The sequence below is a fragment of the Paraburkholderia sp. USG1 genome (assembly GCF_031570135.1).
GTDB lineage: Bacteria > Pseudomonadota > Gammaproteobacteria > Burkholderiales > Burkholderiaceae > Paraburkholderia > Paraburkholderia dioscoreae.
The window spans coordinates 19843-41632 of sequence record NZ_JAMWXW010000029.1 but is presented as its reverse complement, the minus strand read 5'-3'; the positions used below and the strand labels follow the sequence as shown (position 1 = coordinate 41632).

General features: G+C 62.7%; 23 protein-coding genes. 18 read left to right on the top strand and 5 right to left on the bottom strand.

What is annotated here, in order from left to right; genetic code table 11:
- The first annotated feature begins 8 nt into the window (after positions 1 to 8).
- The 6 genes from NE850_RS30215 to ptsP all read left to right on the top strand — a co-directional run bounded on the left by NE850_RS30215 (position 9) and on the right by ptsP (position 7406).
- Complete coding sequence (locus NE850_RS30215; RefSeq protein ID WP_007179476.1) at positions 9 to 1511, top strand: ammonium transporter; 1503 nt, start codon at positions 9 to 11, stop codon at positions 1509 to 1511.
- A gap of 236 nt (positions 1512 to 1747) precedes the next feature.
- Complete coding sequence (gene gshA / locus NE850_RS30210; RefSeq protein WP_007179475.1) at positions 1748 to 3037, top strand: glutamate--cysteine ligase; 1290 nt, start codon at positions 1748 to 1750, stop codon at positions 3035 to 3037.
- A 101-nt stretch (positions 3038 to 3138) separates the two neighbouring features.
- Positions 3139 to 4095 (top strand): glutathione synthase, encoded by a 957-nt coding sequence (gene gshB, locus NE850_RS30205; protein WP_310699790.1) that lies wholly within the window; start codon positions 3139 to 3141, stop codon positions 4093 to 4095.
- Positions 4096 to 4448: 353 nt separating this feature from the next.
- Positions 4449 to 4979 carry a PTS sugar transporter subunit IIA gene (locus NE850_RS30200; protein ID WP_007179473.1) on the top strand — a complete coding sequence of 177 codons (531 nt, stop codon included), beginning with the start codon at positions 4449 to 4451 and terminating at the stop codon, positions 4977 to 4979.
- A 95-nt stretch (positions 4980 to 5074) separates the two neighbouring features.
- The gene (locus NE850_RS30195; RefSeq protein WP_007179472.1) at positions 5075 to 5344 is read left to right on the top strand and encodes an HPr family phosphocarrier protein; all 270 of its coding nucleotides are present in this window, start codon (positions 5075 to 5077) and stop codon (positions 5342 to 5344) included.
- Between the two features lie 313 nt (positions 5345 to 5657).
- Positions 5658 to 7406 (top strand): phosphoenolpyruvate--protein phosphotransferase, encoded by a 1749-nt coding sequence (gene ptsP, locus NE850_RS30190; protein ID WP_007179471.1) that lies wholly within the window; start codon positions 5658 to 5660, stop codon positions 7404 to 7406.
- 85 nt (positions 7407 to 7491) lie between these two features.
- Here ptsP and NE850_RS30185 read toward each other — a convergent pair whose 3' ends face one another.
- From NE850_RS30185 to gpmA, 3 genes are all read right to left on the bottom strand, one after another.
- Positions 7492 to 8250 carry a molybdopterin-synthase adenylyltransferase MoeB gene (locus tag NE850_RS30185; protein ID WP_035518417.1) on the bottom strand — a complete coding sequence of 253 codons (759 nt, stop codon included), beginning with the start codon at positions 8248 to 8250 and terminating at the stop codon, positions 7492 to 7494.
- A gap of 189 nt (positions 8251 to 8439) precedes the next feature.
- On the bottom strand, positions 8440 to 10020 hold the full coding sequence (locus tag NE850_RS30180) for a S41 family peptidase (RefSeq protein WP_007179469.1): 1581 nt from the start codon (positions 10018 to 10020) through the stop codon (positions 8440 to 8442).
- Between the two features lie 305 nt (positions 10021 to 10325).
- Positions 10326 to 11072, bottom strand: coding sequence for a 2,3-diphosphoglycerate-dependent phosphoglycerate mutase (gene gpmA, locus NE850_RS30175; protein ID WP_007179468.1), 747 nt, complete (start codon positions 11070 to 11072; stop codon positions 10326 to 10328).
- A gap of 137 nt (positions 11073 to 11209) precedes the next feature.
- Between gpmA and NE850_RS30170 the strand changes: the two genes are divergently transcribed.
- The 5 genes from NE850_RS30170 (at position 11210) to NE850_RS30150 (ending at position 14183) form a co-directional block, all read left to right on the top strand.
- Positions 11210 to 11635, top strand: a complete 426-nt coding sequence (locus NE850_RS30170) for a rhodanese-like domain-containing protein (RefSeq protein WP_007179467.1) — start codon at positions 11210 to 11212, stop codon at positions 11633 to 11635.
- The gene (grxC, locus tag NE850_RS30165) at positions 11632 to 11895 is read left to right on the top strand and encodes a glutaredoxin 3 (RefSeq protein WP_007179466.1); all 264 of its coding nucleotides are present in this window, start codon (positions 11632 to 11634) and stop codon (positions 11893 to 11895) included. Before NE850_RS30170 ends, grxC begins: the two co-directional genes overlap by 4 nt.
- Positions 11896 to 12045: 150 nt before the next feature.
- Positions 12046 to 12516 (top strand): protein-export chaperone SecB, encoded by a 471-nt coding sequence (gene secB / locus NE850_RS30160; RefSeq protein WP_007179465.1) that lies wholly within the window; start codon positions 12046 to 12048, stop codon positions 12514 to 12516.
- A gap of 22 nt (positions 12517 to 12538) precedes the next feature.
- On the top strand, positions 12539 to 13537 hold the full coding sequence (locus NE850_RS30155) for an NAD(P)H-dependent glycerol-3-phosphate dehydrogenase (protein ID WP_007179464.1): 999 nt from the start codon (positions 12539 to 12541) through the stop codon (positions 13535 to 13537).
- 97 nt (positions 13538 to 13634) lie between these two features.
- On the top strand, positions 13635 to 14183 hold the full coding sequence (locus NE850_RS30150; protein WP_007179463.1) for an O-acetyl-ADP-ribose deacetylase: 549 nt from the start codon (positions 13635 to 13637) through the stop codon (positions 14181 to 14183).
- Here the strand turns inward: NE850_RS30150 and trmL are convergent.
- Positions 14156 to 14626, bottom strand: a complete 471-nt coding sequence (gene trmL / locus NE850_RS30145) for a tRNA (uridine(34)/cytosine(34)/5-carboxymethylaminomethyluridine(34)-2'-O)-methyltransferase TrmL (protein ID WP_007179462.1) — start codon at positions 14624 to 14626, stop codon at positions 14156 to 14158. The genes NE850_RS30150 and trmL overlap by 28 nt on opposite strands.
- 18 nt (positions 14627 to 14644) lie before the next feature.
- Positions 14645 to 15430 (bottom strand): ComF family protein, encoded by a 786-nt coding sequence (locus NE850_RS30140; protein ID WP_310699789.1) that lies wholly within the window; start codon positions 15428 to 15430, stop codon positions 14645 to 14647.
- Between the two features lie 84 nt (positions 15431 to 15514).
- On the opposite strand from NE850_RS30140, the gene NE850_RS30135 reads away from it, so the two are divergent.
- The 7 genes from NE850_RS30135 (at position 15515) to NE850_RS30105 (ending at position 21748) form a co-directional block, all read left to right on the top strand.
- Positions 15515 to 16480 carry a methyltransferase domain-containing protein gene (locus NE850_RS30135; protein WP_165184374.1) on the top strand — a complete coding sequence of 322 codons (966 nt, stop codon included), beginning with the start codon at positions 15515 to 15517 and terminating at the stop codon, positions 16478 to 16480.
- 303 nt (positions 16481 to 16783) lie between these two features.
- Positions 16784 to 17257, top strand: coding sequence for a DUF2244 domain-containing protein (locus tag NE850_RS30130; protein ID WP_007179459.1), 474 nt, complete (start codon positions 16784 to 16786; stop codon positions 17255 to 17257).
- A gap of 65 nt (positions 17258 to 17322) precedes the next feature.
- On the top strand, positions 17323 to 18939 hold the full coding sequence (gene coxB / locus NE850_RS30125; protein WP_007179458.1) for a cytochrome c oxidase subunit II: 1617 nt from the start codon (positions 17323 to 17325) through the stop codon (positions 18937 to 18939).
- A 44-nt stretch (positions 18940 to 18983) separates the two neighbouring features.
- Positions 18984 to 20597 carry a cytochrome c oxidase subunit I gene (gene ctaD / locus NE850_RS30120; protein ID WP_007179457.1) on the top strand — a complete coding sequence of 538 codons (1614 nt, stop codon included), beginning with the start codon at positions 18984 to 18986 and terminating at the stop codon, positions 20595 to 20597.
- 114 nt (positions 20598 to 20711) lie between these two features.
- Complete coding sequence (locus tag NE850_RS30115) at positions 20712 to 20846, top strand: cytochrome oxidase small assembly protein (protein WP_007179456.1); 135 nt, start codon at positions 20712 to 20714, stop codon at positions 20844 to 20846.
- Positions 20847 to 20888: 42 nt separating this feature from the next.
- Entirely contained in the window at positions 20889 to 21503 is a 615-nt protein-coding gene (locus NE850_RS30110; protein WP_007179455.1) for a cytochrome c oxidase assembly protein, read from the top strand.
- 35 nt (positions 21504 to 21538) lie between these two features.
- Positions 21539 to 21748: a DUF2970 domain-containing protein gene (locus tag NE850_RS30105; RefSeq protein WP_007179454.1), complete on the top strand. Its 210-nt coding sequence runs from the start codon at positions 21539 to 21541 to the stop codon at positions 21746 to 21748.
- Positions 21749 to 21790 lie beyond the last annotated feature (42 nt).

Genomic DNA, 21790 nt, shown 5'->3' with positions numbered 1-21790 from the left:
AACGAAAGATGCGCAAATTATTGATGTCCTTGCTGATGGCCGGTTCGCTGCTCGCGGGCGGTATCGGCGCTGCTCTCGCGGACGACGCGTCCGCTCCCGCAGCCGCCTCGGCTCCCGATGCGACGGCGAGCGCCCCGGCACCGGACGCTTCGGCAGCGCCCGCCGCCGCCGCCGCTTCGGCACCGGCCGCCGATGCATCCGCCGCACCGGCTGCCAGCGCGGCCGCCGCCGCACCTGCTGCATCGGACGCCGCGCCGGCCGCTCCGGCCGCGCCGTTCTCCGTTGATTCGTCGAAGATCAATTCCGGCGATACTGCCTGGATGCTGACTTCCACGGCGCTCGTGCTGTTCATGACGATCCCGGGTCTGGCACTGTTCTACGGCGGCATGGTCCGCAAGAAGAACGTGCTCGCGATCCTGATGCAAAGCTTCGCGATCACCTGCGTGGTGACGATCGTCTGGATCGTGATCGGCTACAGCCTCGCCTTCACGCCGGGCAGTTCGTTCATCGGCGGCTTCTCGCGCGTCTTCATGGCGGGCATGAACTACATCAAGGGCGACAAGGCCACGACGTTGACCGTCAGTCATCTGGCCCCGACGATCCCGGAAACGGTCTACTGCGTCTATCAAATGACGTTCGCGATCATCACCCCGGCACTGATCACGGGCGCGTTTGCCGACCGTATGAAGTTCTCGGCGATGCTGGTGTTCATGACGCTGTGGTCGATCATCGTTTACTCGCCGATCGCACACATGGTCTGGGAACCGACCGGCTGGCTGGCTAGCGCGGGCATCCTCGACTTCGCGGGCGGCACGGTGGTGCACATCAATGCCGGTATTGCGGCGCTGGTCTGCGCGCTGGTCCTCGGCAAGCGTATCGGCTACGGCAAGGAGGCGATGGCGCCGCACAACCTGACGCTCACGCTGATCGGTGGCGCCATGCTGTGGGTAGGCTGGTTCGGCTTCAACGCGGGTTCGGCAGTGGCGGCTGACGGCCGTGCCGGTTTCGCGATGTTCGCAACGCAAGTGGCAACTGCCGCAGCCGCACTGGCCTGGATGTTCGCTGAATGGGCCGCCAAGGGCAAGCCGTCGGTGCTCGGTATCGTTTCGGGTGCGGTGGCAGGTCTGGTGGCGATCACGCCGGCTTCGGGCTTCGTCGGTACGCTCGGCTCGCTGGTGATCGGTATCGTGGCAGGCGTGGTCTGCTTCTGGTCGGCAACGTGGCTCAAGCACAAGCTCGGTTACGACGATTCGCTCGACGCGTTCGGCGTGCACTGCATCGGCGGTATCGTGGGCGCGCTCCTGACCGGCGTGTTCGCGGTCAAGGACATTGGCGGCGCGGACGGCAGCGTCATCCTGCAAGCCAAGGGCGTGCTGACGACGCTGATCTACAGCGGCGTGGTGAGCTACATCCTGCTGAAGATCATCGACATGGTGATGGGCATCCGCGTGACGGAAGAACAGGAACGCGAAGGTCTGGACGTAAGCCTGCACGGCGAACACGTCGAATAAGCAACGTACCGCGAGCCCGCGCTCCCGGGCTCGCCGGATCAGAAATAAGCGCAGCGACTTTGGCCCGCCTTCATGGCGGGCTTTTTTCTTGCGCGCTATCTTGTAAACAGCAGTTTTCCCCGCCTATCATGGCGATAGCGAGAATGCATTCGCATCCGCTTGCGAATGGAGAAACCGTCCCCAAATGGACAAAGCATTTGCTCTACAATCTTTTTTCTCCAGTCTGCGAGTGATCAATGGTTCCGCACCTAGTTACGGCGTTAAACGGCCCGCTGCTCGATCTTGAGCGGAAGATCCTCGACGCCACGCCCGCCATCGAACGCTGGTTCCGGCTCGAATGGCAGGAGCACACGCCGCCGTTCTACTGTTCTGTCGATCTGCGCAACGCGGGCTTCAAGCTCGCGCCGGTCGACACCAATCTGTTTCCCGGCGCATTCAACAATCTGCCGCAGGAAGTGTTGCCGCTCGCCGTGCAGGCCGCGATGGCCTCGATCGAGAAGATCTGCCCCGACGCCAAGAACCTGCTGGTGATTCCCGAGCGCCACACGCGCAACGCGTTTTACCTGGAGAATGTCGCCCGTCTGGCCGCGATCATGCGCCAGGCCGGCCTGAACGTGCGGTTCGGCACGCTCGACGAAAACATCAACGGGCCGGTCACGATCGCACTTTCCGACGGCCAGAAACTCGTGCTCGAGCCGCTCGAACGTTCGCCGCGGCGCCTTGGTCTGAAGAATTTCGACCCGTGCTCGATTCTGCTGAACAACGATCTGTCAGCCGGTATCCCGCCCATACTCGAAAATCTGCACGAGCAGTATTTACTGCCGCCGCTGCACGCCGGCTGGGCCGTTCGGCGCAAATCCACGCATTTTTCCTGCTATGACGACGTCGCGAAGAAGTTCGCGAAAATGGTTGAGATCGATCCGTGGATGATCAATCCATACTTCGCGCATGTTGAGGGCGTCGATTTCCAGGAACGCACGGGCGAAGAAGCGCTGGCAGACGCAATCGACGGCGTGCTGAAGAAGATCGCCAAGAAGTATCGCGAATACGGCATCTCCGAAAAACCGTATGTCGTCATCAAGTCGGATGCGGGCACCTATGGCATGGGTGTGATGACCGTGCACGACGCGTCGGAAGTCGCCGCGCTCACCAAGCGCGAGCGCGCCAAGATGGCGGCGACCAAAGACGGCCTGGAAGTGCACGACGTGATCGTGCAGGAAGGGGTGTACACCTTCGAGCGCATTGGCGAGGAAGTGGCCGAGCCGGTGGTGTACATGATCGACCGTTACGTGGTGGGCGGCTTCTACCGCGTACACGGCAGCCGCGAGCGCGATCAGAATCTGAACGCGCCGGGCATGCACTTCGTGCCGCTCGGCTTCGAGCATACGGCGCTGCCCGACGCGCACGCCAAACCCGGCGCAGCGCCGCCGAACCGCTTCTACATGTACGGCGTGGTGGCGCGGCTCGGGCTGCTGGCCGCATCGGTCGAACTGGAAAAGACCGATCCGGAAGCGATTCAGGTCTAAGCCCCCTGGGTGGCCGATGGCGGCATGCGTGCCGCCATCGCCATTTTCAACGACTATATTTACGATCAATGCCAAGCCCATCAGGGCGCACCGGGACCTTCATGGACATTCTTTTCATCGCCGATCCGCTCACGCAATTCAAGATCTACAAAGACTCGACCTACGCGATGATGGCCGAGGCGGCGCGCCGGGCTCACGTGGTGTACACGTGCGAGCCAAAGCATCTTGCGTGGACGGGCGGCGAGGTCGAGGCGAACGTGCAGCGCGTTGAGATCGTCGGCGACGGTGCCGATCTGCATCGCGACCTCTGGTACAACGCCGAAGCGGCCACACCGCGCTCGCTCAAGAGCTTCAGCGCGGTGGTGATGCGCAAAGACCCGCCGTTCGACATGGAATATGTCACGTCGACATGGCTGCTGGAAATGGCGGAACGCGCCGGCGCGCGCATTTTCAACAAGCCGCAGGCGATTCGCGACCACTCGGAAAAGCTCGCTATTGGCGAATTCGCGCAGTTCGTCACGCCTACGCTCGTCACGCGCGACGCGACCCGCTTGCGCGCCTTTCACGAAGAACACTGCGACGTGATCCTGAAGCCGCTCGATGGCATGGGCGGCATGGGCGTGTTCCGCGTGAAGGCAGACGGCATGAACCTCGGTTCGATCATCGAAATGCTGAGCCACGACGGCGCGCGTTCGGTGATGGCGCAGAAATTCATTCCCGAGATCAAGGAGGGCGACAAACGCATTCTGCTGATCGGCGGCGAAGCCGTGCCGTATTCGCTCGCGCGTATTCCTCAGGGTAATGAAGTGCGCGGCAATCTCGCGGCCGGCGGCCTCGGCGTGGCGCGTCCGCTGACGGAGCATGACCGCAAGATCGCCGGTACGCTGGCGCCGGTACTCGCCGCGCGCGGTTTGCTGCTGGTCGGACTGGACGCGATCGGCGACTGGCTGACCGAAGTGAACGTGACGAGTCCGACATGTTTCCGCGAGATCATGGATCAAACCGGCTTCGACGTCGCCGCCATGTTCATCGACGCGCTGGAGCGCGCGGCGGATTGATGATGCGGGCCGATATGTGCTCTTGAATGGCTGCCGTGATCCCCAAACTATGTATTAAATCCGCATCAGGCAGCACAGCGGCTTTGGCGTGAAAATGAGCCTGATACAATGCCGCTCTCGCGCGCCAAGCCGGATAGGGGACACCTGTCGGGTGTCATGACGAGGGATTGCAGGCTGATCGCGGGCTATGAGGGCGCAGATTTTTGTTTGCGCGGGCACGATCCCCGCGCGCGGCAGATCGCTCGTCGAATCATGCGTTCCGGCCCTCATGGCCTACGGCCGGCCGAGGGTGCTGACGAACCGGGCCTGGTCCCGGTCCGCGGTTGGGGCCGTTCTTTTGCAGTAAGGCTGACATGGCAGGCATTCTGATCATTGCGCACGCTCCGTTCGCCACCGCGTTGCGCGATTGCATTTCGCACATCTATGGTGGCTTGCCGGCTCGCATCGGCGTAATCGACGTTTCGCCGGATTGCGATCCCGCACAGCAGGTTGCGTTCGCGCACGCCGAGATCGAGCGTCTCAAGGAAGAAAACGGCGCGCTCGTGCTCACGGATATGTTTGGCGCCACGCCGGCGAATATCGCCGGCCGGCTCGCTTCGGTGCCGAATGTGCGCGTGCTGTGCGGCGTCAACCTGCCGATGCTGGTGCGCGCGGTCTGTTATCGCGCCACACCGCTCGACACGCTGGTCGACAAGGCGCTCGCCGGCGCTACCAAGGGCGTGCATGCAATCGGACCGGCCACGCCGGCTCCCGTCGCGCCCACGGCGGAGTCCGGCGACTGTCTGCCCGCACTGCCGCCCGACGCGGCGTCTGGCGGCGACTGTTTACCGGCCTTGCCGGCCGATGCCGACCTGACGCAGAAAGCCGACTCAGCCGGTCTGTAAGCAGATCGGCCGGTTGCCCTGGATTTCACACGCATTGCCACAGGTTTGCAGATTCACCTTTCACAACAACACTTACCCGCGCTTCGGACCATCACATGCTGCAACAGGAAACGACTATCGTGAACAAGCTGGGGCTGCACGCGCGCGCGTCGGCCAAGTTGACGCAACTCGCGGGCAACTATCAGGCGGAAATCTGGATGAGCCGTAACGGCCGCCGTATCAATGCCAAGAGCATCATGGGCGTGATGATGCTGGCTGCGGGTATCGGCAGCACGGTGCTGATCGAAACGGAAGGTGCGGACGAAAAAGAAGCGATGGACGCATTGCTGAAACTGATTGCCGATAAATTTGGCGAGGGTCAGTAAGTCAGCGCGTCCGCATTGCGATGAGCGCAAACGCCGCGGCTGTCCGCGGCGTTTTTTTTAGCGCGCGACAATGGGCAGACGAAAGCGGTAGACGAAGCGTGCGAGGGCGCGCGCGTCGACGTTTGCAGGCTGGGTTCGCGTTGCGGCAACGCAAGTCAGATGAAGGCGCGTTGCCTGGCCGCTTACGGTAATTCGTGCTGCGCTGCACACAGCCCCAGCGTACCTGCGAGGGGCGCGGAATTTATAATGGCGCAGAGTGTCTGAGAGCATTGCAGCGGTTTGCCGCGGCATCACACAACTAGAGGAGGTGCGCGTGTCCTTCACGCTGCATGGAATTCCCGTGTCACGCGGTATCGCCATCGGGCGGGCTTATCTGATCGCCCCGGCTGCACTTGACGTAGACCACTATCTGATTGAACCGGCCCAGATCGAAGGCGAGGTCGAGCGCTTTCGCGCGGCCCAGCAACACGTGCATCGCGAGCTCGACGCGTTGCGCGCCGATCTCGCCGCAGACGCACCGAGCGAGATGGGCGCGTTCATCAACGTCCACTCAATGATCCTGAACGACGCGATGCTCGTGCAGGAAACCATCGACCTGATCCGCACGCGCCGCTATAACGTCGAGTGGGCGCTGACCGAACAGCTCGAACGCCTGTCGCGCCATTTCGACGATATCGAAGACGAGTACCTGCGCGAGCGCAAAGCCGACATCGAACAGGTAGTGGAGCGCGTGCTGAAGGCGCTCGCCGGCGCTTCGGTGGCGCTGGCGGATGGCGTGCACGGCGCTTGCGACGAGATGATCGTGGTCGCGCATGACATCGCACCGGCCGACATGATGCAGTTCAAAACGCAAACGTTTCAGGGCTTCGTTACGGACCTCGGCGGCCGCACGTCGCATACGGCGATCGTCGCGCGCAGCCTGGGCATTCCGGCTGCGGTCGGCGTGCAGCACGCGAGCGCGTTGATTCGCCAGGACGACCTGATCATTGTCGACGGCGATCATGGCATTGTGATCGTCGACCCGGCGCCGATCGTGCTGGAGGAGTACTCGTACCGGCAGAGCGAGAAAGCGCTCGAGCAGCGCAAGTTGCAGCGGCTGAAGTTTTCGCCCACTCAAACGCTGTGCGGCACGCGTATCGAGTTGTGCGCGAACATCGAGTTGCCGGAAGACGCGCGCGCGGCGCTCGACGCGGGGGCGATGGGTGTCGGCCTGTTCCGCTCCGAGTTCCTGTTCATGAATCACAAGGACCGTTTGCCGGAAGAGGAGGAGCAGTTCGCCGCCTACCGTCGCGCGGTCGAATTGATGAACGGCCTGCCGGTCACGATCCGCACGATCGACGTGGGCGCCGACAAGCCGCTCGATTCGATGGGCGGGGGCGACGGTTATGAAACCACCGCGAACCCGGCCTTGGGTCTGAGAGCGATTCGCTGGAGTCTCTCCGAGCCGCAGATGTTCCTCACGCAGTTGCGCGCAATACTGCGCGCGTCGGCGTTCGGTACCGTGAAGATTCTGATTCCGATGCTCGCGCATGCGCAGGAGATCGACCAGACGCTCGATCTGATTCGCGAAGCCAAGCGTCAGCTCGACGACGCAGGCATCGCCTACGATCCGAACGTGCAGGTGGGCGCGATGATCGAGATTCCGGCCGCCGCCATTGCATTGCCGTTGTTCCTGAAGCGGCTCGATTTTCTGTCGATCGGCACCAACGATCTGATCCAGTACACGCTTGCGATCGATCGCGCGGACAACGCAGTCGCGCATCTATATGACCCGCTGCATCCCGCGGTGCTGCATCTGATCGCGTTCACGCTGCGCGAAGCGAAACGGGCGGGCGTGCCGGTGTCGGTATGCGGCGAGATGGCCGGGGATCCAGCGTTGACGCGTCTGTTGCTCGGCATGGGTCTCACCGAGTTCTCGATGCATCCGAGCCAACTGCTGCTGGTGAAGCAGGAAGTGCTGCGCGCGCATCTGAAGACGCTGGAAAAGCCGGTGGCCGATGTGTTGGCTTCGTTCGAACCGGAAGAAGTGCAGGCCGCATTGAAGCGAGTGACGCTGGCGTGAGTTGCCGGATTCACGTCTTCGAATGAGAAACGCCGCCTCACGGGCGGCGTTTCTCATTCAGCCTTGTCAGCCTCGATGCGGGAAATCAAACCGGGTGTGTCCGCCCGCACACCGGGCAATCCGGCTGACGTGCGATGCGCATGGTGTTCCATTCCATGCGCAGCGAATCGAGCATCATCAGGCGGCCAAGCAAGGGCGTGCCGATTTGGCCGATCACCTTGAGCGCTTCAGCGGCCTGCATCGAACCCACGATGCCGACTGTCGGTGCGAACACGCCCATGGTCGAACACGCGACTTCCTCGAATGGCTGGTCTTCGGGGAACACGCACGCATAGCAGGGTGACGCATCGTCGCGGAAATCGAAGGTGCTGATCTGGCCGTCGAAGCGCAACGCCGCACCCGATACGAGCGGTACACGATGCTTCACGCACGCGCGGTTGATCGCGTGGCGCGTCGCGAAGTTATCGGTGCAGTCGAGCACGACCGTGGCATGCGGTACTTGCGCGTCGAGCCACGCGTCGTCGACGCGCTCGGCTACCGCGTTCACCACGACCTCGGGATTGATTCGCGCGATCGCCTCGCGCCCGGACTCCACCTTCTTGCGTCCGACGGATGCGCTCACGTGCAGGATCTGCCGTTGCAGATTGGTCAGATCGACCGTATCGGCATCGACCAGCGTCAAGCGGCCTACGCCCGCCGCGGCCAGGTACATCGCAGCGGGCGAACCCAGACCGCCTGCGCCGACGATGATCGCGTGAGCGTCGATAAAACGTTGCTGCGCCTCGATGCCGATTTCGTCGACGAGGATGTGGCGGGAATAGCGAAGGAGTTGATCGTCGTTCATGGCGGGGCGCGTGAGTGTGCGCGCGATGAGATGCAGGTCCGATGGGCCTGCCATGCGCAGTTTCGTTATTTTAATCGCGCAGGGAGCCGGTGTTCTTGCTGCTACCGGGTATTGCAGTTGGTACGGCCGCGGCTGTCAGAACGTGCCTTCGCAGCATGTTCCGCTGCGAAGGCACGTTGGGCCCAATACTTATTTGCTCTGCGTAGCAGGCGCCGAGGCCGGACCCGATGCACCGGGCACCGGCTGCGTGGGCTTGACCGCGACCGGCGCGGATGCCGACGCCGGCGGCTTGTTCTGCGCGAGACGACGCTCGGTCAGCGACTTCGACTCCTGCACCGGCTTGCCTTCCAGCTTGTTCAGAGCCTGTTGCAGCATGAAGTCGTCGGCCGAACCGAATTCCACCGGTTTGCGCTCGCGATCCTTCTGACGCTGTTCCGGCGTCTTCTTGTCGTTTTGCTCTTCAAGCTGGCGCAACTGGTCCATGCGTTCCTGTTCGCGCTGTTCCGCTTCCTTCTTCTCGTTCGGATCCTGCGTGTTCGCAAGGTGATTCGAGTAGTCGACTTCGCGGGTGACGAGCGCGTCGTCCGGATCGCCTTCGGCGTATTGATCGACCGCGATGTCAGGACGGATACCCTTGTTCTGGATCGAACGGCCGCTCGGCGTGTAGTAGTACGCCGTGGTCAGACGCAGCGCGGTGTCTGCCGTCATGGGGCGCACGGTCTGCACCGAACCTTTGCCGAAGGTGGTCTTGCCGACGATCAGCGCACGATGCTGATCCTGCAGCGCGCCCGCGACGATTTCCGACGCCGACGCGGAGTACGCGTTGGTCAGCACGATCATCGGCACGGTCTTGAAGATCGGCGCTTCGTCCTTCAGCGGATCGCTGTCGAAGGATTGCAGGCGGTAGTTGTCGTAAGTGTCGCGATAGACCTGCTTCGAATCCGGAATCTGGCCGTTGGTGGACACCACCACCGAATTCGGCGGCAGGAACGCGCCGGCTACGCCGACCGCGCTTTGCAGCAGACCGCCGCCGTTATTGCGCAGGTCGAGCACGAGACCCTTCAGGTTCGGCTGCTGACGCGCGATGTCCTGCAGCTTCGCGGCCAGATCAGGCGTGGTGCGTTCCTGGAAGCTGGTGATGCGCACATACGCGTAACCCGGCGCGAGAATCTTCATCTTGACCGACTGGACCTTGATGATCGCGCGCGTCACGGTGAGCGGGAAGGTGCGGTCGTCGGTCTTGCGGAAGATGGTGAGCGTGACCTTGGTGCCCGGGTCGCCGCGCATCTGCTTGACCGCCTGGTCGAGCGTCATGCCGCGCACGGGTTTGTCGTTGATGCGCGTGATCAGGTCGCCCGGACGGATGCCGGCGCGGAACGCGGGCGTGTCTTCGATCGGCGAAATTACTTTGATCAGGCCGTCTTCCGACGAGATCTCGATGCCGAGACCGGCGAAGCGACCCTTGGTCTGCTCCTGCAGTTCCTCGTAATCGGTCTTGTCGAGATAAGACGAGTGCGGGTCGAGGCTCGACACCATGCCCTTGATGGCAGCGGTGAGAAGCTTTTTGTCGTCGACCGGTTCGACGTATTCATGCTTGATTTGCCCGAACACTTCGGCAAACAGCCGGAGCTGATCCAGCGGCAGCGGTGCAACGGCGCTGGAGGCGGCGCTAGCCGGTTGCTGCGCCGAAGCGGAAAGTTGCAGCGTGGCAAATACACCGGTAGCAAGGCCCGCGGCAATCAGGCCGATATTTTTCAGGTTCTTTCGCATAGAGTCTGTTGCGGTCGGAAGCGCGTGGCAGCGTCGATAGAGATGGGGACGGACAAGTATAACTGCACACCCGCCAAGTCAGGGTGGAGCGCAGGCAATCGTGATTCGACAGCACGGGCCGGGCCTGGTTCGTGAGATTAGGCCCGCGACGCTGAAGTAATGTGCCGTAACAGCTTGATCGCGGCCGGAAAGAAGGCGCGCGTGAATGACGCGAGCCGCGCCAACCGGTATGTCTTGCCGGTCGGCGCGGCTGTTCGCCGCCATTCGCTTCGTTTCTGACGGCAACATGGCGGCGAGATGGCAAATCAGCCTGCTTTGCCCTGCTTGGCGACTGCGGCTTGCGCCCTGGCGATCGCTTCCTGGTCGCCGAGATAGTAGTGCTTGATTGGTCGCAGGTTTTCGTCGAGTTCATAGACAAGCGGCACGCCGTTCGGAATATTCAGACCGACGATGTCGTTGTCCGAAACATTGTCGAGGTATTTCACGAGGGCGCGGATCGAATTGCCGTGGGCGGCGATCAGAACCTGGCGGCCCGACTTGATGGCCGGCGCAATCGACTCGTTCCACAGGGGCAGAACGCGCGCGACCGTGTCCTTCAGGCATTCGGTGAGCGGCAACTGTTCGCGCGGCACCTTGGCGTAGCGCGGATCGTTGTAGGGCGCGCGCTCGTCCGTCGGCTCGAGAGCGGGCGGCGGCGTGTCGTAGCTGCGGCGCCAGACCAGCACCTGTTCGTCGCCGAATCTGGCGGCCGTTTCAGCCTTGTTCAGGCCCGACAGCGCGCCGTAGTGCCGTTCGTTCAGACGCCACGAATGCACCACCGGCAGGTACATCAGATCCATCTTGTCCTGCACGTGCCACAAGGTGCGGATCGCGCGCTTGAGCACCGACGTGTAGGCGATGTCGAACGTGTAGCCCGAATCCTTCAGCAGCACGCCCGCTTGCTGCGCCTCGTTGTTGCCCTGTTCGGTGAGGTCGACGTCGACCCAGCCCGTGAAGCGGTTTTCCTTGTTCCACGTCGATTCGCCGTGGCGTATGAGAACGAGTTTGTACATGAGATTGCCGGTCGGTAGTGAGGAAGCGGTAAAGCGCTGCGGGGATTCTCCGGGGGAGCGCCGCCATCGCGTCAGACGGTTATTTTATAATGGCTGGATTGCCCTTTTCGATTTCTCTCTTTTTCGGCGGATCTTCCGTGAAGTTTTTCACTGATTACACAAACCTTGTACTGATCGCGATCGTCCTCATCTCCGGTGGGTTGCTGCTGTGGCCGACGATCAGCCGGCGCGGCCGCGGCGGCCTGTCGGCCGCCGAAGCCACTCAACTGATCAACCGGCGCAATGCTGCGGTGATCGACCTGCGTCCGTCCGCCGACTTCGCCAGCGGGCATTTGCCCGCGGCGCGGCACCTTGAATTTGCGGAGTTGCAGGCGAAGGTCGCGCAACTCGTGAAGAACAAGAGCAACCCGGTGCTGCTGGTATGCCAGACCGGCCAGCAGTCGAACAAGGCAGCGCGTATCGTGCAGGATGCAGGGTATGCGGAAGTCCATGTTCTCGAAGGCGGTGTCGACGCCTGGCAGAAAGCCGGCATGCCGGTTGTGAAACAAGGAGCAGTCAAGTGAACAAAGTGATCATGTACAGCACCCAGGTGTGCCCGTATTGCCAGATGGCCGAACGTCTTTTAAAGTCGCGCGGCGTCGAGCACGTTGAAAAGGTACTGATCGACAAAGACCCGGCCCGCCGTGAAGAAATGATGACCCGGACCGGTCGCCGCACGGTGCCGCAAGTGTTCATCGGCGAGACGCATGTCGGCGGGTACGATGACCTTTCTGCGCTCGATCGCGCGGGCGGTCTGATGCCGCTGCTCGAAGCAACCGCCTGAATTCGCACGCCCACGGGCGTGTGACAAGGGCGGCTGAACACCAAGCCGGCGCGGCCTTGCCTCATCAGGGCGGCGGCGTGCCGCAACGATCTGGCGACCCATGCGAGCATGGGCCGCCGCTATGCATATCTATCAGGGAATCACTTCATCATGTCCGACGAGAATAACCAGCCGTTCTTCAACATCCAGCGTATCTATCTGAAGGACATGTCGCTCGAGCAGCCGAACTCGCCGGGCATCTTCCTCGAGCAGGAAATGCCCTCGGTCGAAGTCGAAGTCGACGTGAAGGCCGAGCGCCTCGCCGACACCGTGTTCGAAATCCTCGTCACGGGCACGGTCACCGCCAAGGTGTCGGACAAGGTTGCGTTCCTGATCGAAGCCAAGCAAGCCGGTATTTTCGATATCCGCAACATTCCCGCTGAGCAGATCGACCCGCTGGTCGGCATTGCCTGCCCGACCATTCTGTTCCCGTACCTGCGCTCGAATATCGCCGACGCGATCACCCGCGCCGGTTTCCCGCCGATCCATCTCGCCGAAATCAACTTCCAGGCGCTGTACGAGCAACGCCTCGCGCAGATGGGCGGCCAGGACGGCGCGGCGCAAAACGGCGTCACGCACTAACGTGTCGCGAGCTGTGCCGGCTATGAAGGTTGCAGTCCTTGGCGCCGGCGCATGGGGCACCGCGCTCGCCGGCCATCTGGCCGTACGGCACGACACGGTGTTGTGGGCGCGCCAGCCCGCGCTCATTGCCGATCTCCGCACTTCGCACGAAAACGCCCGCTATCTGGCGGGCGTTGCCTTGCCGCCGGCGCTTCGCTATGAAACGGATCTGAACGCGGCGCTCGACCACGCGCTCGCCGACGACGCGTTATGCGTCGTGGCAACGCCCGTGGCCGGACTGCGCGGCCTGTTTCGGGCCATGCGCGACGCGGGCAAAGTGCCGGCGCATGTGGTATGGCTGTGCAAAGGTTTTGAAGCCGATTCGCAGTTGATGCCGCATCAGGTGGTCGCGGCCGAACTGCCGGAGCACGGCAGCAACGGCGTGCTGTCCGGTCCGAGTTTCGCGCGTGAAGTCGGGCAGGGCTTGCCGGTCGCGTTGACCATTGCCAGTGCTTCGGCCGCGTGCCGCGAGCGCACGGTCGCAGCGTTCCATCACGGCGCCATGCGCATCTACACCGGCGACGACGTCGTCGGCGTGGAAGTGGGCGGCGCGGTGAAAAACGTGCTCGCCATTGCAACGGGTATCGCCGATGGACTCGGGCTCGGTCTGAACGCACGTGCGGCATTGATCACGCGCGGCCTCGCTGAAATGTCGCGTCTCGGCGTGACGCTCGGCGGACGTGCGGAAACGTTCACTGGGCTGACCGGCCTGGGCGATCTGATCCTGACCGCCACCGGCGATCTGTCGCGCAATCGCACAGTCGGCCTGCAACTCGCCGCGGGCCGCACGCTGGACGATATTCTCGGCGGCCTCGGTCACGTGGCCGAAGGCGTGCGTTGCGCGCAGGCGGTCCTTGCGATTGCCCGCGCTCATGCCATCGAGATGCCTATCACGCAGGCGGTCTGTGCCGTTCTATTCGACGGCGTGGCTCCGCGCGACGCCGTCAGCGCCCTGCTGCGGCGCGACTCCAAAGCTGAATAAGCCTTGTCTTTCAGCCGTTTGGCGCGCAAAAGCGCTGAACGGCTGCCCGCTATCGCTGTCCACGTTTTTATCGACGCTACGGATCAGCGAGGTTCCCATGCTCCGTTTCAATCGTTGCACGCTCGAAGCACGCGTGGTCGACATCACCAAACTTGCCGTGGATGCGATCGTCAATGCCGCGAATACGTCGTTATTGGGCGGAGGCGGCGTGGACGGCGCAATTCATCGCGCGGCCGGCAAGGAGTTGACCCACGAGTGCGAGGCGCTCGGCGGCTGCGCGACCGGCGACGCGAAGCTGACAGGCGGCTACCGCTTGCCGGCCAGACACGTGATTCACGCGGTCGGTCCGCGCTGGCGGGGCGGCGCGCATGGCGAGGCCGATTTACTGGCGTCCTGCTATCAGCGTTCGCTCGAGGTGGCGCGCGAGGCGCAGTGCAGGAGCATTGCGTTCCCCGCGATCAGTTGCGGCATTTACCATTTTCCCGCCGACGAGGCCGTGCGAATTGCGCTCAGTGCGGTGCTCGCCACCTTGCCGCGCACGCCGCAGATCGAACAGGTGGTGTTCGCCTGTTTCGACGATGCCATGCTCACGCGCTACGAGGCTGAATTGAAGCGCCGTCAGGCGCCGCCTTCAAAGCCGGTCTGACGCCAGGCTTCGAACACCACGACAGCGACGGTATTCGATAGGTTCAGGCTGCGGTTGCCTGGACGCATGGGCAGGCGCACGCGCTGTTCGCTGGCGAACTGGTCGAGCACCAGGTCGGGCAGGCCGCGCGTTTCGGCGCCGAACACGAACCAGTCGCCGGATTGAAACGCGCGCTCGTGAAAACGGCCCGAGCCGCGCGTAGTGAAGGCGAACATGCGCGCCGGGTCCGGCGATTCTTTGGCGATGAATGCCGGCCAGTCGGCATGCACGTTCATTTGCGCGTACTCGTGATAGTCGAGGCCGGCGCGGCGCATTCTGGCGTCGTCGAGCGGAAAGCCGAGCGGTTCGATCAGATGCAACCGGGCGCCGGTATTGGCGCACAGGCGGATCACGTTGCCGGTGTTCGGCGGGATTTCCGGTTCTACGAGAACGACATTGAACATGGTGAGCTCAGGTTGAGACTAGTTTTTCGGCGTGCGCAGCGCGACGAAGTTGCTGACCCGCCGCGCACCGGCGGCCTTGAGCGTGCGTGCCAACGCTTCGAGCGTCGCGCCGGTCGTCATCACATCGTCGACAATGCCGACGTGCAGGCCTTGCACGGATCCCGCAACCTTGAAGGCGCGGCCAACGTTCAGACGGCGGGCGTCGAGATCGAGGCGCGACTGCGGCGCGGTGTGAATCACCCGATGCAGCAAGGTGGCGTCGCTGCGCACGTGTAGCGCGCGAGCCAATGGCCTCGCGATCTGCCATGCCTGGTTATAGCCGCGCTCGATGAGGCGTTTTCTGGCAAGCGGCACGGGCGCTATCGCATCGGGCCATTCGGCAAGCTCCAGCCAGGAGTCCTGTGCAAGACGCGCAAGGCGTCGCCCGAACTCGTGCGCCAACATCAGGCGGGCGCGGAATTTCAGGCCGACCGCCAAGGTGTCGAGCGGCGCCCGGTAGTCGGCAAGGGCGAAGGTGGCGTCGAACGGCGGCGGCTCGCTGGCGCAATCTGCGCACCGGTACTGCGTGCGGGCCGCCCATCGCGTGACGGATAACGGCACCGCGCAGACGGTGCATCGCAACCGTCCTTCATTCCAGTAGGCCGCGTCGCAACCGGCGCAAATTGTCGTATGCGACAAATTGCCGCATAACGCGCACAGATTCGGCAGCGCAGCCTGTGCGACGCGCGGCCATGCGGAATGCACGGTGCGCGCAAAACGCGCGAACCGGCTGCCGGAAAACGACGAAATGGACCGGAATGGCATGACTGGACTGTCCGCGAAGGCCTTCCACGCTGAATGGAGGGAAACGAACGAGTATACTTCGGGCTCTACGCCAGTACGACACTCATGTCCCCAACTCCCGCTCAATCAAGCCGTCCGGCCTATGATTCCCAGCGCCTCCGGCGGATCTTCGACCGCCGCGCAGCGACCTTCGGGGACGTCGCGTTCCTGCCGCGCGAAATCGCGCAGCGCATGCGCGAGCGTCTCGACTACATCAAGGTCACGCCGTCGAGCGTGCTCGACGCTGGCTGTGGCATGGGCGAAGACATTCCCGCTTTGCGCGAGCGCTTTCCCGAGGCGCCGGTGTTCGGCTCCGACCTGTCGCACGGCATGCTCGCGCGCGCGCTGCAGCACGATTCCGGCGACACGAGCTGGCGGCGCTTTCTGCCGGCCACGCTCGGCAAGGCGCTCGGCGCTCGCGGACCGCGCTTCGCGCAAGCCGACTTTTCGGCGCTGCCGTTCGCGGCCGGCGCTTTCGAATTCATCTGGTCCAATCTGGCGCTGCACTGGCATTCGCGGCCCGACCTCGTGTTTCCCGAGTGGCAGCGTGTGCTGAAGGTCAACGGCCTGCTAATGTTCAGCACGCTCGGTCCCGACTCGCTCAAGGAGCTGCGCGGCGCCTATGCCGAAGTCGAGGCCGCGCACGGGGTTGCCTCGCGCAAGCATGTGATCGACTTTGTCGACATGCATGACCTCGGCGATATGCTGGTCGAAAGTGGCTTCGAGATACCCGTGATGGACCAGGAAGTCTTGACCATTACCTATAAGTCTCCCGAATCGCTGCTCGCCGACGTGCGCCGCTGGGGCGCCTATCCGTTCGAGCGCGAAGCGTCGTCGGGCGCCGCCGCGCGCAGGCTGCACAAGGCTTTGCTGACGGCCCTCGAAGCCCGCCGGCGTGCCGACGGCACGATCGCGCTGACCTTCGAAGTGATCTACGGACACGCATGGAAAGCCGTGCCGCGCACCACGGCGGAAGGTCACGGGATCGTGCGGATCGAGGACATCGGGCGAGGTTCGGCAAGGAATCGTTGAGGAATCAACGAGGCGGTAAAGACGGCATCTGTTATGTCTGAAATTAGCGCTTCAAAAGACCCGCAAAAGGTGCGTCAAAACCGCGCGGAGGCTTGTCACGCCTGGCTTGTGGGCGAATCGGGGCTTGCTTGTGGATGCTATGGATCGCGCCTATAATGCGTCAGTTTGTCGCCCGGAGTTCCCACATTTGGGGCGGCAGGCCCGAGGCACAGGGCAGCAAGATAAGATGACGCGGCGGTGGTCGCGCGGCCAGAATAGCGGTCGCAAGCAATGACCGCGCGCGGCGATTCGCGGGAGGCAGCGATGGAAGCATCAGATCTGCTGGCGGATTCAGAACCAGTTCTCAAAGACTGGACGATGAAACGCAACTGTTCGATATCGCCGCGGCAGTTCGTATGTTTCTACGTGTCGCTTGCGTTTTTCTCGCTGGCAGTTGCTTTCATGCTGGTTCTGGTCGGCGCCTGGCTGGTGTTGCCGTTCACCGGTATCGAATTGCTGGCGGTAGGCATCGCGTTTGCCATATATGCGCGTCATGCTGTGGATTACGAGCGCATCCGGTTGTTTCAGAACCGGCTTGTCATCGAGCAGGTCAGTGCCGAGCAGCTCACGCAGTTCGAGTTCAATCCGCGCTGGGTGCGGATCGAGGCGGGCGCAACGCCGCGTGACCGGATCAAACTGGTCTCGCGCGGCCAGACGATCATGATCGGGCAACATCTCGCGCAGTATCGGCGCGCGCAGTTCGCAGGCGAATTGCGTATGTGGCTCACACGTTGTTAGACGTGTTGAGAGGCGCGGCGTTCACGGGGAGCGCGAGCAACCTGCCAGCGGGGTCGAGGGTTTGAATGGAAATTTTGGGTAAGGAAGCTATGAAAACAATCAAGCGAGCCCTCATGGGCGTGCTGGCGATGAGCGGACTGCTTTTCGCCGGTGCCGCCCTGGCAGTGGGCGATGTTCCGGGCGGCCCTGCCGTCAACGAGATCAATCTCCAGCCGCCTGCGACGAAAATCGCTGAGGAGCTCTTCAGCCTCCACATGTTGATGCTGGTGCTTTGCACGGTGATTTTCGTCGGCGTGTTCGCCGTGATGTTCTATTCGATCTTTGCCCACCGCAAATCGAAAGGCCATAAGGCTTCGAATTTCCACGAAAGCACTACCGTCGAAATCATCTGGACGATCGTGCCGTTCATCATCGTCGTCCTGATGGCGCTGCCCGCCACCAAGACCGTCGTCGCGATGAAGGACACCACTAATGCCGACGTCACCATCAAGGTCACCGGCTACCAGTGGAAATGGGGCTATGACTACGTGAAGGGCCCGGGCGAAGGCATCAGCTTCCTGTCCACGCTGGCCACGCCGCGTGCGGAAACCGACGGTCGCCAGCCGATCTCCACCACATACCTGCAGGAAGTCGACAATCCGCTTGTTGTCCCGGTCGACAAGAAAATCCGCATCATCACCACCGCGAACGACGTGGTCCACTCCTGGTACGTGCCGGCTTTCGGCGTGAAGCAGGACGCGATCCCGGGTTTCGTGCGCGATACGTGGTTCAAGGCTGAGAAGGTCGGCACGTTCCGCGGCTTCTGTACCGAACTGTGCGGCAAGGAACACGCGTTCATGCCGGTGGTGGTCGAAGTGCTGTCCGCCGACGACTACGCTCAGTGGGTCGACGCGCAGAAGAAGAAAATGGCCGCCGGCCAGGACGATCCGAACAAGACCTACACAATGGCCGAGTTGATGGAACGCGGCGGCAAGGTGTACGCGGCGAACTGCGCGGTCTGCCACCAGCCGACCGGCAAGGGCGCGGGCGCATTTCCGGCGCTCGACGGCAGCAAGATCGCCAACGGCGCGATTGCCGAGCACGTCAGCCTGGTGCTGAAGGGCAAGAACGCGATGCCTTCGTGGGCGCCTACGCTGAACGACGTCGAAATCGCCTCGGTCATCACGTACGAACGTAATTCGTGGGGCAACCACACCGGCGACATTCTCCAGCCGAAGCAGGTTGCGGACGCGCGTAACGGCAAGCTGCCCGAAGGCGGCAACCATCTGGCCGATGCTGGCGCAGCAGCGAGCGGCGCCGGGGCGGCTTCGGGCGCTTCGGGTGCGGAAACGGCAGCGGCCGGTTCGGACAGCGCGGCATCGCTGGCAACGCTTCCGGCCAGCATCTACTTCGACACCGGCAAGAGCACGCTGCCGGCCGACGCGAAAGCGGCAGTCGAGGCGGCTGCGGCCTACGCGAAGGCGCATCCGGACGCGAAATTCACGCTGTCGGGCTTCACCGACGCCAGCGGCTCCGCGGACCTCAACGCGAAACTCGCGAAGAGCCGTGCAGAAGCCGTGCGCGACGCTTTGAAAGCGGCCGGCATTGCCGAAGATCATATTATTTTGAAGAAGCCGGAAACGATCACGGGCGGCAGTGACGCGAAAGAAGCCCGGCGTGTTCAGATCAGCCCGGCTGCCTGACGTGTTCATGGTCAGCACCGCAGTATTCGCTTTAGGAGATTGTCATGTCTAGCATCGGACACGATGTAGTCGCGGGCCACGAGCACGTGCACGGCGACCATGCCCACGAAACGCCGCATGGCTGGCGCCGTTGGCTGTTCGCAACCAATCACAAGGACATCGGTACGCTGTACCTGATCTTCTCGTTCACCATGTTCCTCTCCGGGGGCGTGATGGCGCTGATGATCCGTGCCGAACTGTTCGAGCCGGGCTTGCAGATCATGCGTCCCGAGTTCTTCAACCAGTTGACCACCATGCACGGCCTGATTATGGTGTTCGGCGCGATCATGCCGGCTTTCGTCGGCTTCGCGAACTGGATGGTGCCGCTGCAGATCGGCGCATCGGACATGGCTTTCGCCCGCATGAACAACTTCAGTTTCTGGCTTCTGCCGGTGGCGGCTGTTCTGCTGGTCGGTTCGTTCTTCGCACCGGGCGGCGCGACCGCCGCGGGCTGGACGCTCTACGCGCCGCTGTCCACGCAAATGGGCCCGGGCATGGACTTCGCGATTTTCGCGGTCCACCTGATGGGCGCTTCGTCGATCATGGGCGGGATCAACATCGTCGTGACGATTCTGAACATGCGCGCACCCGGCCTCACGCTGATGAAGATGCCGATGTTCGTCTGGACGTGGCTGATCACCGCGTACCTGCTGATCGCCGTGATGCCGGTTCTGGCAGGCGCGATCACCATGGTGCTGTTCGACCGTCACTTCGGCACGTCGTTCTTCAACGCGGCAGGCGGCGGCGACCCGGTCATGTACCAGCACATCTTCTGGTTCTTCGGGCACCCCGAGGTGTACATCATGATCTTGCCGGCGTTCGGGATCGTCTCGCAGGTGATTCCGGCGTTCGCGCGCAAGCCGCTGTTCGGCTATAGCTCGATGGTGTACGCAACCTCGTCGATCGCGATTCTGTCGTTCATGGTCTGGGCTCACCATATGTTCGCCACCGGCATGCCGGTGACGGGCCAACTGTTCTTCATGTACGCCACCATGCTGATCGCCGTGCCGACGGGCGTGAAGGTGTTCAACTGGGTCGCGACGATGTGGCGCGGTTCGCTGAGCTTCGAAACGCCTATGCTGTTCGCGGTCGGCTTCCTGCTGGTGTTCACGTTCGGCGGCCTGTCCGGTCTGATGCTGGCTATGGCGCCGCTCGACATCCAGTATCACGGTACTTATTTCGTGGTGGCGCACTTCCACTATGTGCTGGTGGCGGGCTCGCTCTTCGCGCTGTTCGCCGGCTGGTATTACTGGGCGCCGAAGTGGACCGGCTGGATGTACAACGAAACGCGCGGCAAGATTCACTTCTGGGCCTCGATGTTCTTCTTCAACCTCGCGTTCCTGCCCATGCACTTCGTTGGCCTCGCAGGTATGCCGCGTCGTTACGCTGACTACCCGGCACAATTCACGGACTGGAACCAGGTCATCACGATCGGCGCATTCGGCTTCGGTCTGGCGCAGGTCTACTTCCTGTTCGCGGTTGCACTGCCGGCCTACCGTGGCGGCGGCGAACTCGAAAAGGCTGGCGACAAGCCGTGGGACGGCGCAACGGGCCTCGAATGGACCGTGCCGAGCCCGGCTCCGTTCCACACGTTCGAAAACCCGCCGACCGTCGAGTAATTGGCGTACGGTGGGGGTGCCGGCTCAGGTGGCGCAGCAGTTCGCCGCCGGAGTCGGCAGCCACGAAAGTGGTGGCGGCACCCGTAGTCACGAAACGTATTCAGAAAGTCGAGCATGGCGCGCAATCCTCAAGAAAGACGTACGCCCGAGCAGATTCGCGCGGGCAACCGGCGGATCGGTTTCGTGATGTTCGTGATCGCCGCGGTCTTTTTCGCGAGCGTCATCATTCATCAGAAGTGGTTCTCCTGACGGGGCGGTTCAAGTCTGTTTGCAGGTTTGTTGAGGATTGAGATGGCGACGCAACCACCGGCTCAGGCCGACCGTTCTTTTAACCGTTCGATGCTGATCAAGCTGTTCATCGTCGCCTTGATGATGTTTGGCTTCGGCTTCGCTCTGGTGCCGATGTACCGCGCGATCTGCCAGATCACGGGCATCAACAACCTTGTGCAGCGTGATGCTACGGCGCGCGAGGCGAAGAACACGCAGGTCGACATGAGCCGCACGATTTCGATCGAATTCGATGCGAACGCGCGCGGCCCGTTGGGGTTCAAGCCGGAGCAGCGCAGTCTCGACGTGCATCCGGGCGAAGTGACGACGGTGATGTACGAGGTGAGCAACGAACAGGCGCGCACGATTCAGGCGCAAGCCATTCCGAGCTACGCGCCGAAGCAGGCAACCGAGTACTTCAGGAAGATCGAGTGTTTTTGCTTTACGCAGCAGACCTTGACGGCGAATCAGACGAAGCGGATGCCGGTGGTGTTCGTGGTGGATCCGAAGCTGCCGAAGGACGTGAAAACGATCACGTTGTCGTACACGTTTTTTGAATTGAATACGCCAGTGGCGGCGACAGCCGGAAGCGCGGCGCCCACGGCAAACACGGCGGCTACCGCCGCCAATCCCGCCTGACGGCTCGCGCCGCAGACGAAGGAAGACGAAACAAGATGAGTGACAACGGCGGCAGCCCGCGCAGAAGCAGTTTTGGCCAGTCCATGCGCGCGGTGTTCTGGTCGTTTTTCGGGGTGCGCAGGCGCCGCGATCTGGAGGCGGACGCCACGCAACTGAACCCGTTGCACGTGATCGCGGCAGCGTTGATCTGCGCGGCAATTTTTATCGTGGTGCTGATTCTGATCGTACGAGCCGTAGTAGGCTGAATCACCTCGCGCACACGTAGAATCGGGCGAAGCAGCGCCCAG